General features: G+C 41.3%; 9 protein-coding genes, 2 pseudogenes and 1 CRISPR repeat array. Of the genes and pseudogenes, 6 read left to right on the top strand and 5 right to left on the bottom strand.

Annotated features, from left to right (window positions below; genetic code table 11):
* Positions 1 to 294: 294 nt before the first annotated feature.
* A pseudogene (cas12k, locus tag ACFFAP_RS28180) lies at positions 295 to 975 on the top strand (type V CRISPR-associated protein Cas12k); the annotation flags it as partial.
* 461 nt (positions 976 to 1,436) lie between these two features.
* Positions 1,437 to 2,125: a CRISPR direct-repeat array (repeat unit 37 nt; unit sequence GTTTCAACACCCCTCCCAGCTAGAGGCGGGTTGAAAG).
* Between the two features lie 399 nt (positions 2,126 to 2,524).
* Here cas12k and mutL read toward each other — a convergent pair.
* A complete protein-coding gene (gene mutL / locus ACFFAP_RS28175; protein WP_375514327.1) occupies positions 2,525 to 4,261 on the bottom strand; it encodes a DNA mismatch repair endonuclease MutL in 1,737 nt (578 codons plus the stop codon).
* A 425-nt stretch (positions 4,262 to 4,686) separates the two neighbouring features.
* Here mutL and ACFFAP_RS28170 point away from each other — a divergent pair, with 425 nt between their 5' ends.
* Positions 4,687 to 5,343, top strand: a complete 657-nt coding sequence (locus ACFFAP_RS28170; RefSeq protein ID WP_375514326.1) for a hypothetical protein — start codon at positions 4,687 to 4,689, stop codon at positions 5,341 to 5,343.
* Between the two features lie 258 nt (positions 5,344 to 5,601).
* On the opposite strand, the gene ACFFAP_RS28165 is transcribed toward ACFFAP_RS28170, so the two are convergent.
* Positions 5,602 to 6,651, bottom strand: a complete 1,050-nt coding sequence (locus tag ACFFAP_RS28165) for an adenosine deaminase (RefSeq protein WP_375514325.1) — start codon at positions 6,649 to 6,651, stop codon at positions 5,602 to 5,604.
* A 367-nt stretch (positions 6,652 to 7,018) separates the two neighbouring features.
* Between ACFFAP_RS28165 and ACFFAP_RS28160 the strand changes: the two genes are divergently transcribed.
* Entirely contained in the window at positions 7,019 to 7,228 is a 210-nt protein-coding gene (locus ACFFAP_RS28160; RefSeq protein ID WP_190890347.1) for a hypothetical protein, read from the top strand.
* A gap of 545 nt (positions 7,229 to 7,773) precedes the next feature.
* On the opposite strand, the gene ACFFAP_RS28155 is transcribed toward ACFFAP_RS28160, so the two are convergent.
* Positions 7,774 to 8,085: a threonine dehydratase gene (locus ACFFAP_RS28155; protein WP_375514324.1), complete on the bottom strand. Its 312-nt coding sequence runs from the start codon at positions 8,083 to 8,085 to the stop codon at positions 7,774 to 7,776.
* A gap of 270 nt (positions 8,086 to 8,355) precedes the next feature.
* Here ACFFAP_RS28155 and ACFFAP_RS28150 point away from each other — a divergent pair, with 270 nt between their 5' ends.
* Positions 8,356 to 10,644, top strand: a complete 2,289-nt coding sequence (locus tag ACFFAP_RS28150) for a glycoside hydrolase family 10 protein (RefSeq protein WP_375514323.1) — start codon at positions 8,356 to 8,358, stop codon at positions 10,642 to 10,644.
* 153 nt (positions 10,645 to 10,797) lie between these two features.
* On the opposite strand, the gene ACFFAP_RS28145 is transcribed toward ACFFAP_RS28150, so the two are convergent.
* Positions 10,798 to 11,676 carry a phosphodiester glycosidase family protein gene (locus tag ACFFAP_RS28145; protein ID WP_375514322.1) on the bottom strand — a complete coding sequence of 293 codons (879 nt, stop codon included), beginning with the start codon at positions 11,674 to 11,676 and terminating at the stop codon, positions 10,798 to 10,800.
* A gap of 124 nt (positions 11,677 to 11,800) precedes the next feature.
* On the opposite strand from ACFFAP_RS28145, the gene ACFFAP_RS28140 reads away from it, so the two are divergent.
* A complete protein-coding gene (locus ACFFAP_RS28140) occupies positions 11,801 to 12,082 on the top strand; it encodes a hypothetical protein (protein ID WP_375514321.1) in 282 nt (93 codons plus the stop codon).
* A gap of 274 nt (positions 12,083 to 12,356) precedes the next feature.
* Here ACFFAP_RS28140 and ACFFAP_RS28135 read toward each other — a convergent pair.
* Positions 12,357 to 12,905: pseudogene (locus ACFFAP_RS28135) on the bottom strand (IS4 family transposase); the annotation flags it as partial.
* Between ACFFAP_RS28135 and ACFFAP_RS28130 the strand changes: the two are divergent.
* Positions 12,904 to 13,153: hypothetical protein (locus ACFFAP_RS28130; RefSeq protein ID WP_375514320.1), on the top strand; the 250-nt coding region annotated here is incomplete at its 3' end. The pseudogene ACFFAP_RS28135 and the gene ACFFAP_RS28130 sit on opposite strands and share 2 nt — an antisense overlap.

Below are 13,153 nucleotides of genomic sequence, written 5' to 3'. Positions count from 1 at the left end.
GTTGGTTTAAGACCGCAAAGCATCGCTTTGGCTTACATCGCTTCGGTCAAGGGACAATGCTATTGAATGTATCGTTGGTTCATCCTTTCTCTAACCGCTTACCTGATTGCTCACTGGACTTATCTGGAGACTCAGTTACCATTACCACCTGATTGGGGAGAGGCAGCACAAACAGCAAGAGAATCATTTTTCCCTCAAATAGTTGTGTCTCTTCTTTTACTTGATATTAAGCGATTAATTCCTCTTGCACTTAGTTGCGGTTTTCACATCCATTTTTCCAGGTGCAAGATGTGAGTTAATGAAAAACAGCAAGCCCACATAAAACGGAAAAACTCCACCTTAGACAGAATTAATAACCCTTTTCCTCGCCCCACGAAACCTTTATATAAAGGACAATCTCATATTATTGTTGGTATTAGCCTCGGCTTAGAAAAGCCTGCAACGCTAGCGGTAGTAGACGGTACTACAGGTCAAGTAATTACCTATCGCAGCATCAGACAACTACTGGGTGATAATTACAAACTGCTAAATCGACAGAGACAGCAAAAGCATTTTTTATCTCACCAACGCCAAATAGCTCAAACGCTTGCTGCACCTAATCGGTTTGGAGAATCGGAGTTAGGGGAATATATAGACAGATTACTAGCGAAAGAGATTATTGCAATCGCCCAAACATACTCTGCTGGAAGTATTGTTCTACCCAAATTAGACAATATGCGAGAGCAAGTTCAAAGTGAGGTTCAAGCCAAAGCTGAACAAAAATCAGACTTAATAGAAGTTCAACAAAAGTATGCCAAACAGTACCGAGTTAGCGTTCATCAATGGAGTTATGGCAGATTGATGGCAAATATTCACTCGTCAGCTGTTAAAGCTGGAATTGTTATAGAGGAGTCAAAACAGCCAATTCGAGGTAGTCCACAAGAGAAAGCGAAAGAATTAGCGATCGCAGCTTACCATTCTCGCAAAATAAACTGATTGACAAAACACCGAACCTTGATAATAAAATAAGAAAATTCAATAGCGCCGCAGTTCATGCTTGTTATAAGCCTCTGTGCTGTGTAAATTTGGGTTAGTTTGACTGCTGTTAAACAGTCTTGCTTTCTGACCCTGGTAGCTGCCCACCTTGATGCTGCTGTTCCTTGTGGACAGGAATAAAGTGCGCCCCCAGTAATAGAGGTGCGGGTTTACCGCAGTGGTGGCTACTGAATCACCTCCGACCAAGGAGGAACCCACCTTAATTATTTTTTGGCATGGTAAAGCGGGGGCGATTTCCCTGGGACTCGTGCCAAAACTTTAAATCGCTTGTTTAATAAGGTTTATAGCCTTTAATGTGTCAGTTGATTTACTTTTTTAAGTATTAACTGACGGGCGATTTTGGGAGACGTGACAAAAATGCCTTCACAACTATTGGTAAATCAAGGGTTTGAAGCGCAGAGGTTTCAACACCCCTCCCAGCTAGAGGCGGGTTGAAAGCAACTGTAGTAATGAATCTGCAAAAGAACCTGAGGTTTCAACACCCCTCCCAGCTAGAGGCGGGTTGAAAGTTGCCCAGTGCAACTATGTCAACGGAAAAATAAGGAGTTTCAACACCCCTCCCAGCTAGAGGCGGGTTGAAAGTCATAAATTCAAGTCTTTTGAACGTATTAAAGTAGCGGTTTCAACACCCCTCCCAGCTAGAGGCGGGTTGAAAGCAGTTACAGTTTTTCACCTGTAAAATCTCAGGATGAGTTTCAACACCCCTCCCAGCTAAAGGCGGGTTGAAAGGATGGCATAGTAGGCAATGGATTTGTGAAGCCTACTGTTTCAACACCCCTCCCAGCTAGAGGCGGGTTGAAAGATAGTGGGAAGTACTGCGGCTGCACCTTCCAAGTTTCAACACCCCTCCCAGCTAGAGGCGGGTTGAAAGAGGTAAAGTTAATATAAGGAAAGACAAGCAATCCTGGTTTCAACACCCCTCCCAGCTAGAGGCGGGTTGAAAGAGCAGACCACAGGATTACAGAGTCATCCAAATTCCAGGTTTCAACACCCCTCCCAGCTAGAGGCGGATTGAAAGGAGTGGACACACAAAAAACAAAAGCAATCAGAAGTATTTCAACACCCTTCTCAGTTAAAGATGGTTTAAAAGCAGGAAAAATGAGACTTTGCACGATAATACTTTTTTGCGTTTCAAAAGCATTCTTAGCTAGAAAAGGGCTGAAAGAAAACTTTGAAAATTGACAATTTTTTTGGGGAGAGTTTTACAAACTTCTCTTAAAAATAGGTGGGTTGAAAGATTGGTAAAAGTCATGGAATTCTTGGATTAATGAGACAAAAACTTGTCAACTTACTATTTGCGCCGATATCCTTAGTTAATAAGTCATGCATTGTTAAACTGGTATTGTGATCATAGCAGTTCATTTTTGATATGCCTTATCCAGATTGTTTAATGGACATTAATTTGTTAAAAATGACATCAATCTGTTAACAGTGACAAATAATTAGTTAATGTACAGTAAGATGACTAAAAGATGTCTAATCGAAAACATCAAATTCCATGACTTTTACCAATTACCCAATTACGCCGGAAAAACCGGGCTAAAGCTGATTCTTCTAAGGATAGATAAATTGGGCGTCCGTGGGGACAGGTGCGAGGGTTGCGAGTGCGTTGCCAATTATCTAAAAGTGTCTGCATTTCCTGTTGGTTCATGAGTGTACCATTACGAATGGCACTGCGACAGGCGACAGCTACTTGGGCTGTTTGTAAATCGCCTCCCCAACTGAGTTCTAAAATTGCTTCTGCACAGTCGTCGCGCTGCTGCAAAGGTGCAGGTATGTTACGGACTGCCCAAAGTTGTTCGCCAAAGGGTTCTATTTCTAAACCGATGCGTTGCAGTTGCGATACTTGTGCTGGGGACAATTGATAAAGAATGATTGGCGGTTGGACGGAAACTAGTTGCCAATTATCACACAATTGCTCATACAAAACTCGCTCATGGGCAATGTGCTGTTCCACCAACCACACACCACTTGGATGTTCCGCCACAATATAGGTGTTGCTAACTTGAGCGACAGCTTTTAAGGAGTTAGGAGAGACGCGATTAATCGCGTCTGTACAAAGGTTGGGATTTTGAGGATTGAAATTGTAGTCGCCTTTGGCTTCTGCGGCTTTGAGTAATTTACTAACTCGTGTTGTATGAACAGCTTCTTTGAGATTGTTAGAAGAAATGCTGAGTGCTTGGTTAATTGCTTGGGTAATTTGCTCTTGCCAATAAATTATTTCGTTGAGGTAAATTTCTGTTTTTGCTGGATTGCGATTCCAGTTAATTTGATCGGGGGAAATAGCAAGATGTAAGAAACAAATTGGATAGCGATCGCGTGGTAATGTTCTGTGAAATGCTGATAATATTGTTTGCTCTAGTTCTGGTGTCTTAACCATCCGTCCGTTAATGGCTACACGTACCCAATCTGGACGATGACGATGACAGCGATCCGGTAATCCTACCACTAAGTTTAGTGCGGAGTTAGGAGTAGAGAGGCGATTAATCGCGTCTGTACTGGAATTAGGAGTCAGGAGTGAGGAGTTGAGAGGGTTAGGTATTTCGAGTTTCACTTCTTGCAAATCACCTTGTCGCACCTGGGGTAAAATCTGCGGTAGCAATTGCCCAGTTGTCGCAGCTGGAGAGATGGTGAACCATTGACGGTCATTTTGCCAAATCTGCCAAGTAACATGGGGATGACACATAGCGATTTGTTGAATTGTAGCTTGCACGGCTTTCATTTGCTGTGCTGCTGTGGGCAATCCCTGACGACGAGATGAGCAACTACCGAAAAGATGAGAAACTGTCACCACTGTACCAGGTGCGATCGCAGTTACTTCAACTTGCACAACTTTCCCGCCATTGCCATAGCTAATCCGCCATCCTAATTTTCCACCCACAGGACGACTCAAAATTTCTAAATCTGCCAGAGTCGTTAAACTGTGTAACGCCTCACCACGAAATCCCAAACTGTTTATTTTCCATAAATCGGCACTAGAGCGAATTTTACTCGTGCTGTGGGCTGTGGCTGCTTGTTGCAAATCATCTAGGTTCATTCCATAACCATTATCTGCCACACGAATTCGCCATTGCTGCGGCCATAAAGAAACCACAATTCGCGTTGCACCTGCGTCTAGGGAATTTTCTACCAATTCCCGCACCACAGAAGCTAAAGAGTCGATTACCTCACCAGCTGTAATAAGATATACGACTTCTGTTGGTAGAGCTTGAATAGTAGATGCCATAAATTATAGTTTATAGCTTCTGGGTGCAGAGGAAGTCGGGGGATGAGGAAGTTGAGCGTGATGAGGAGGCTATTTTTATGATTATAATTTTTAATTATATAATAAGTGCTTTCTATAACTTTATAGTACTGATAATATAATTGGCCATCGCTATTCAGGAAAACTTTGCAATTTACTGAAAGTGTTTTCATCTTTAAAAGTATAGGCAAAGGCAAAACAGAAGAACAAATTAACGGTTTAGCCCCAGCAACCTTTGGCAAACTGGGAGATGTACAATAAATTGCTGACGTGGTAGCATTTATGGCGAGCTACGAATTACGAATTGGTATCATACGTTTACTTACTAGAAAATTGATTCTTTAGCTCATAGCAAAAGATTCTGCTCGTTGTCAAAGCCAATATTCTTTTATAGTAGAGGCCTTAAAATGACACTGCGATCGCATAGTATATGTCTTGTTGGGCTAGTTTTCTCTTTAGTTAGTGTGGGTGCGAGTTCTGCAAAAGCGATCGCCCAGACAATTTATCCATTCGATGTAGTATACAACACGGAAGTCACTCTCACACCTATTCCATCGACCAACGTATCAAAAGCATTTGTTTCAGGCTTTAATTCTGATGCTGCTTACGGTCTAACTAACTTTTTAAGCATAAATAACTATAGCCGAATTGATCCCAATACTGGTAATCTCGTATTCCTTCAAAACCCAGAAAAATTTGGTTTACAAGGCCTGCCAATCGGCAGAGATGAGTTTTTTGGCAGTGGCGATGATAAATTATTTGGCAGCAGTAGTGCGACTGCTTCATTTGACTTTATCAACCGCAAATTAGTAGGTTCTGGTACTATAACTATTACTGGTGGTGCGGGCAAGTTCAGCGATGCTACAGGCATATTTAACTTTAGTGAAATTGAGTCACTCGATCAAGATCCAACTGCTCCTTTAAAAGGTCAAGCTTTTTTGAGTGGTTCCTTCCAGACACCGCAGAAAACTCCAGAACCAAGAACTAACGCAACCCTATTCGGTATATGTGTAATTGGGATTAGTTTGATGTTACGTCGGCGTTACTTTTCAGCTACTGGATGAATTATGGCATTCACAAACAATATTAACAAAATATTATTATTGGGATAGGTTCAGCAAAAATCCGAATTAACGAAAAGGAAACCACAGATAAACACCGATGAATTATCTGCGTGCATCTGTGGTTTAATGCCTAAAAAATTGACTTTTGCAAGATATCTACTGTGCATTACGGCTTTCTCTACAGCATCAAAAAAACGCACTGAGTGCAACATTAATTAACATTAAATCATCTTACTTTCTGCTTACCTCTAGATGTAGTTAATTACTATCCCTTATTGCCAAAACTTTAGGTGGTTCAGGTTTCAGTAACCCATTCAACAGGGATGCAGGACGTTGAGTGTAAGGCCAAGCAAAAGCATGACGGAAAGCTGCATCCTGACAAGCTTGTAGTTGTGCAAAATTAATAATGTCGTAAGTCAAGAGATTTTCATACTCAAATGGCAGACGCACATTGTGCAATCCAGCATTATCAGTACAAATAGCGATATCTACCCCAGCTTCAAAACAACGGTCAAAAACTAGTTTGAGTTGACGTATATCCTGCAAAGTACCAGTTTTTAGGTAAGTTGTGGGGCAAACCTCTAAACACTGTCCGCGTCTAGCTACATCATTAAGTAACTCTGGATATAGTAAGGGGATTTGGATACCGTGACCGATTCGCATGAGATAAGGTAACAGTTCAGGGTAACAGCCAGCAGTGGTTTCATATAGATGTCCAGTGGTTTTAACACCCAGCGATCGCGCATAATCATATAAGCTAATCCATTCTTCTAAGCGATCAACATAATAGCTATCACCCCCCGCTACATCTACTGCACAGACATACTGCTTATTTTGCGCCGCCAAATCAACAATCGCCTTGTTCACCTCGTAGGGTAGGCGCGTATGCATACAGAGAATTTGGCTAGTAACAATCGGATATTCTGGCTGGTGGCTGGCAAGCCCTACTACTTGCACAATTTCTGCCATCTTGTCAATTCTCTGTGATTGATTTAGATGCTCAGGTGTCCGCAAATACGGAGTGTAGCGCAGTTCCAGATAAGCCAAATTTTCAAAAATGTAAGCACCGCGCACCAAGCGATAGATAAAGTAAGGCAAAGTCTCCACAGTTTGCACACTTTCTACCAAGGTGTGTAATTCTAGATACTCATCCAGGGTGTTGCGTGGACGAGTGTAAAAATCTTCAAATTCTGAATAGTCACCAAAGCGGGAAATCAACTCCGAAGAATGTCGCTCGAAATATCGCCATAAAACTCGTGGTACGACCGAGCCGCCTAGATGTCTATGTAATTCAGCATATAAAGCCATAGTAGTATTTTTAGGTAAAAATTTCATTAATTGTAACAAAAACATAGAAGGAAAAAATCTATACTCGCAAAAATTTAGCTTTAGAGAAGTTAGATAGGAGGTTTCCCACCATCTGGATTTTTCAGATGAGGCTTTTGGTCTAGAGGCTGCGCGAAGGTCGGGATTTTATGCTTATTTTCTGAAAATCCAGCATTTATATAGCGTTTTGAGCATAAATAAACTTGACATTATCAAGATTAAATTGATAAAATTAACAACTTAAATTTTTGTGTTATACTTAAATAAACATTGCTATTGTTAAAAAAAGTGAAACATAGCAATATATTTTTCCTTTAACGAAGCAAATTCCTGGCAAGGTTGGTATTAATTGAAAATTCAAGCATTGGAAGTTAAGGCTGGCGATCGCATTGTTGCTTACTGCAACAACAAAATGCAAATCTGCAAGGTAAAACGCATCTTAGATCCTGGTCAAGCTAATATCACACTATCAGTATTCACATCTGAGAATTATCGGGGTTGCTCAGTTTCATCTATTGTCCGCTTTCAGAGCAACGCCTTGGTTGATTTAGTAAGTTAAAAATCAAGTAAGCATTCAATTTCAAAAATATTTCTAGCTATTGTCCAGCCTCAAGCTGGATATAGTTATTTTAAAGGTGCGATGCTTGGGTTGGGCTACGCCTATTTTTCTATCAAACAACCTTAACCGAACCGTATTGAGAGTGACCTCAGAAGATAAAGCCTATCAATCGACGGCGATTAAAACACAATTAATAGCGTGAGGAGCGATCGCTCCCAACCAAAATCACAATATCTAAAAAAAGTCAAACAAAAAATCTGTAGCCTGATCGCCGCAATGCTCAAGCGATAAGCAACAGAAAGCTTAGGGTATTTTTTTGATCTAAGAGCGATGTCTACGATGGGCTATGACGCTCATTCGCGCAGCGTGCCGTAGGCAAGACTCGCTAACGCTTCGCACTGCTAAATTTAGGCATGGTGAAGGCTCAAACTCTCCTGAGTGTTTGTGTCAAGCCTAATTGAGATGGATCTTACTCTAGCAAAGCGATGCCTACGGCGAGCTTCCCTAACGCATTACTAAGATCACCATCCAATTGATGGCTTTTGTTAGTTCTTTTTCACATCACGAGCCATATTCAGGAAGTAGTCGTCAATTTTGGCATTAGGACGACGGCGGGTAGTGGCGGAAATTTTAGGAGTGTTATCCTGATTCGTTTCAATTGGCTCTTTTGCAGAAGCTTGTTTTATACCTTGCTCCTGATTAGATTCCAAGAAATAATCAGACTTAGTAAATCCGAACAGCTTGGCAAATAAACCAAAAAAATTTCCTACGAAATTGGAAACACTTTTGAATAAAACACTAAGCAAGCCTTGAAGACGAAGGAACAAGTTCCGAACAGTTTGAGTTAGACGAAACATAACAGCACCCTCTATGATTGCGTATTATCATTGTGACTTAATTCCAATAGGATAAATGGTGCTATGCAAAAAATTTACCAGGCGTAGGCGTGAGAGTAGCCAAAATATATTACAGGTTACATTTGAAACATTTCTATTTGGCACCACTAACCCGATAACTGCGTCAACTATCTTGCAGCTAAATTAATGTATCAGTTTTCCTGGTGCAGCAATTTAATGTTGATATGGAATGAAATATAACCAATTAACCTCATTTAGTAAGCAGAAGTAATGACAACTCAGTTCTGGGAAAAAACCATAGAAATTAATGCTACTCTAATTAACTTACTATTTAAACCTGTACGTAGAGGCTTACTCCTATGTAGCAGCAAGCTACGCAAAGCGTCTGGTAGAGTTGCGCCTAGTCGCCTCATTCATCAAGGTTGGTGGCTTTTAAGGAAGCGTCTGCTGCCATTATTATGTCTGATATCATTCGTTGCGGTATTGCTACTCAACACTTTTGCCCCTACCGTTGCCCAACTACCTCCTCAACCTCGTCAGGAAATTCGGGGGGTGTGGCTGAGTGGTAACGATTTTAGCGTTTTCCGAAATCGCTCACAGGTGCTTGCAGCTATGAGCCAACTGCGGCAGTTAAACTTTAATACTGTTTATCCGGTAGTGTGGAACGATGGCTATACGCAATACCCCAGCGCCATCATGCAAAAAATGGATATTCCCTTCTTCTTTAAGGGAATAGATGGACAAGATGTGATTGCAGACATTATCACCCAAGCCCGCAGAGAAGGTCTACTAGCAATACCTTGGTTTGAATTTGGTTTCATGGTTCCCCTAACTTCGGAACTTGCATCCCAGCATTCAGATTGGCTGACACAAAAGCCGGATGGGACTCAAACTTCAATTAGTGCTGCGGGTGAAGTAGCGTGGTTGAATCCGTTTCACCCGGAAGTGCAAAAGTTTATCACCGAACTGGTGATGGAAATCATTACTCAATACGATGCTGATGGCGTTCAATTTGACGACCACATGAGTTTACCTGTGGATTTTGGTTACGATAAGTACACAATTAGTCTATATACTCAAGAAACTGGCAATCCTCCCCCACCCAATCCCCAAGCCCAAGCATGGATAAAATGGCGGGCAGATAAAATTACTGCATTCATGGTAGACCTCCACCAAACTGTGAAAGCTAGAAAGCCGAATGCTATCTTCTCAGTTGCTCCTAATTATTATGATTTTGCCTATAAGCTGCAACTGCAAGACTGGCTGAATTGGGTACGGTTGGGTATTGTCGATGAGTTGGTTATGCAGGTGTACCGTAATGATTTAGAAAGTTTTATCGCTCAAATTACCCGCCCAGAAATTTTAGAAACAAAACAAATCATCCCAACTGGTATCGGTATTATGGCGGGGTTACGAAATCGCCCAGTTTCCATACCACAAATTGAATCCCAGGTACAAGCAGCGCAACAACGCGGTTTAGGTATCGGCTTTTTCTACTACGAAAGCCTTTGGGATATCGCACCGGAACCAGCAGAGCAACGACAGTCAGCATTTGCGGCTCTTTACCCAAACCCAGCGTTGCGCGACATCTCTCAAAATATACCCCGTAAACCAACTTTTGATACCATATCCCTACCTTTATACACAAAACCTTCTCTAGGTCAACGTGTTCGCGGGTATTTTTTGGAAATGGCGATCGCAGGTGGTCAACCAAGGCGTATCTTATTAGATACAGGTTCAGCAGGGTTGCGAGTTCCCAAAGAATTTTTAGGTAATGCCCCAATCCGCAGAACGGGACAAAATATCAAGGAGGTATTAAGTGACGGTACTATCCTGGAGGGAGAATTAGTTTATACTAACATCCGATTTGGTTTGCTTCCCGCCGCAGAACCCGTTCCGGTACAGCTTGTTACTAGTCGCCAATGTACTGCCCAAAAGCCGAATTGTTCAGCAAAGAGTGGTGTGCCATTTTCCGGTATTATCGGTGTCAACTATTTTGAAAAGTCACTTCCCTATAATCCGTTGAGAAAATTACCAGGCAATCTGAGTAACGGATTTATCGTGATTGGAAATGGTGGTAGTAACAAGAATGGTAGTTTAATCCTCGGTTTAACTGCTGATAATCAAGTAGATTTCAAAATGGCTGCTTGGAGTAAACAAAGCGAAATTAATGGTGTACCTGGTAATAGATGGGACTCTCAACTGAGTAAAGTTTGTTTAACTCTTGCTGGAAGTTCTGCTAAAAATTCTTGTAATGGCACAATGATCACTGATACTGGAACTATTAATGGTTTGACTGAATTCAAGTCAGCTACTATAGCAGGTAAACTAAAACCAGGAGTGTTACGTTCAGCAAATGCTTTGAAAGTAGCAATTAATAGCATTTTTGATTACAGCCTGACACCAGGAACCCGCGACGGAGTTAATCGCTGGAATTTGAGTATCTCGCCACAGGCAGAACTTCCTATATTTGTAAATACTGGCATCGCATTTTTTGATAAATACGATGTCCTCTTTGACCAAGTTAATGGAAGACAGGGTTTTCGCAGTCGGCTGTAAGGGGAAAGTAAAGACTTGCTCCCTTAGATAGCGTTCAAAACTAGTGGTTTATCGCAAAAGTTTTGATAGGTTTGTAGTAAGCACAAAGCGTGCTTGAATATTTGAGGACTAAAGTCCTCACTACAAACGTATCAAATTTAATGAGACAGATAACTAATTTTCCTGAACCAGCAAAACTGATTTCACGGGACGCTTGATATAATTTCTCTCCAAATCAACCTTCCCGTAAAAAGTTTTGCCATTGTAATAAAGCGAAGAGGAACTTCCGCCATCTAGATTCATCGCTTTCTCAGCACCAAGAGTTTTCATAAAATCAGCTAATGCTGGCAACGACACCCCAGAGTTAGCGGGAGCCGACGGTTTTTGAGCCACCATAACTAAAACAACGCTGCCATCACGGGTAATACCTACGGCAGTTCTGGCGTTGGGTTGGTTGCTGCCAAGTGCATCTCGTTTATTGGAATTATCTACAAAGCCTTCTTTTGCTAAAGTTAGTTCTGGTAATAGGCTTGGCCCTGCACCTATAGCATCGACTAACCGACAACCTGCTGGTGGTGACTGACTGTGTAGAGCAATCGAATAGCTGATAGTTTGCCCACATAAATAGCGGCGGAATTCTGTGCGATTGAATATTTGACTCAGGTAAGGTTTTAAGTTGGGATTGTTCACCAGCCGCTCGTTTTTTTTGGGGTCAGCTACCAACTTCCCTTGTAAGACAATATATGATGTAGATTTTTGGTTGGCTGGGTCAAAAAAGCCTGCGTTCAAGATAGCTACGGCTTGATGCTTCTGGGCAAATTCCTCTACCGTGGCTACCTTTTGTGATAGTGCAGGAGTTACCAAAAATCTGCTATTAGCTGGAATCAGCAGGATATGAGCGATGCTTTGGGGCAAAGTGCGCTCGAAGTAGCGGATAGTTTTTGGTGGTGAAAATGCAACAGTTGGTATTGACGGTGTTGAGGAACGCAAATTAAACCACAACACCATTGCCAAACTAATTAATATCAAACCCAGTAGTTTAATTTTTCTCACATTTAAACCCACTTGCAGTTAGCTCAAACAAAGTTAATTTAGTTGAAATACTTTAAGCTGAAAAATAAGCGATTAACTTGAATTAGATGATGTTTCAGCTATCAACAGTCAACCAAAATCCGTTATGAGTGATTTAGAACAATCCCATAGTCAGGATATTGAAACAATTACCCATTTGTTAGCGAAGATTTCCAACCGTACTCCATCGGAGATTAAACCTCACTTAAACACCATGCTTGAGCAGCTGGTACAAGCATCAACAGAACGCCCTTTTTATGAAACTGCAACCTCCCAAGAGTGGGTGGAAGCATTTACTGAGTGGGTAGAGAGCCATCAAGGGCTTAACCTCCCGTCGCTTTCTGATGAAGCCATAAGCCGCTCAAGTATTTATGAAGAACGAGCCTAAGTGGCTTATCTCCTAGATACTAATGTCCTGTTAAGGAGTGTAGACCTTAGCCATCCAATGAACCCGGATGCCGTTAATGCTATCAGGACGTTACGCGATCGCGGCGAATAGTTGAATATTGTACTGCAAAACTTGATTGAATTTTGGAATTTTACGACTCACCAGGGTAGCTATGACCCTAAACAGACATCAAATACAGGGGTAACAGCTTTTAATTGCACGGTTCTCGACTCAAATACTTTTGAAACCTTAATGACTTAGGCAGGATATTCAATCTCGTTTCTGATGCGGCAGGGTTAGTGTGAAACCAAACTTCAAATTGTATTCGAGTAACCAAATCAATAACTGTACAAATTTTACCTGCTAATTGCCCTGTTTTCAAGTCTTCTAGGCTTTTTAGCTTCTGAAATAGGGCCTCTGTTGAGCCATCGGCAATCCAGATCCGTTCAAAGTTATTGAGTGCAAACTTAACACTAACTGGTAATAGTCGTTGAGTTCTTTGCTTCCAATTCTGCTGCAACTGAAGCAATAAATCTTTAAAGACATTCTCAAATAACTCTGCTGGAAAAACTAAAAATCTTTCTGATAGAGATTGTTGGGCAACTTTGGTGGCACGACACCAAAGTAAATCTTCCCTTGCTAACAGCCGGGTTAACTCTTGTACACCTGGAACTTGTCTCCATAAGAGAGTTAAAACTGCTGCCACCATTAATGATAAATTTAGAATTCTATCTCGTAATCCTAATTGTTTATAGTATTTTTGTTGGTTAGCAATCGCTGGAGTTAATAAGGCTTCTAATTGATTGGCGGTAAGCGCAGCCATGCCTCAGGCTTATCACTTGATTATTTATAGTAGGAGTATTATGCCGTTGTGCATGGTCGAAGTTTCGTTTTTGAGCTTTGGGCATGGTAAAAAACCAAACTTTTCTTTACCTCGTTTGATAATTGAATTTACCCAAGAAGAAAGTCCTTTTTTGAAAAAATTATTCTGTGGTTACAATACTTTTTCGTCTCATATTTTAGGTGTCACAAACTTTAAAAATAATGATAATCAAATTAACAGGGTAGGAG

It is taken from the genome of uncultured Nostoc sp. (assembly GCF_964245575.1).
GTDB lineage: Bacteria > Cyanobacteriota > Cyanobacteriia > Cyanobacteriales > Nostocaceae > Nostoc.
This window is presented reverse-complemented; position numbering and strand designations above follow the sequence as displayed.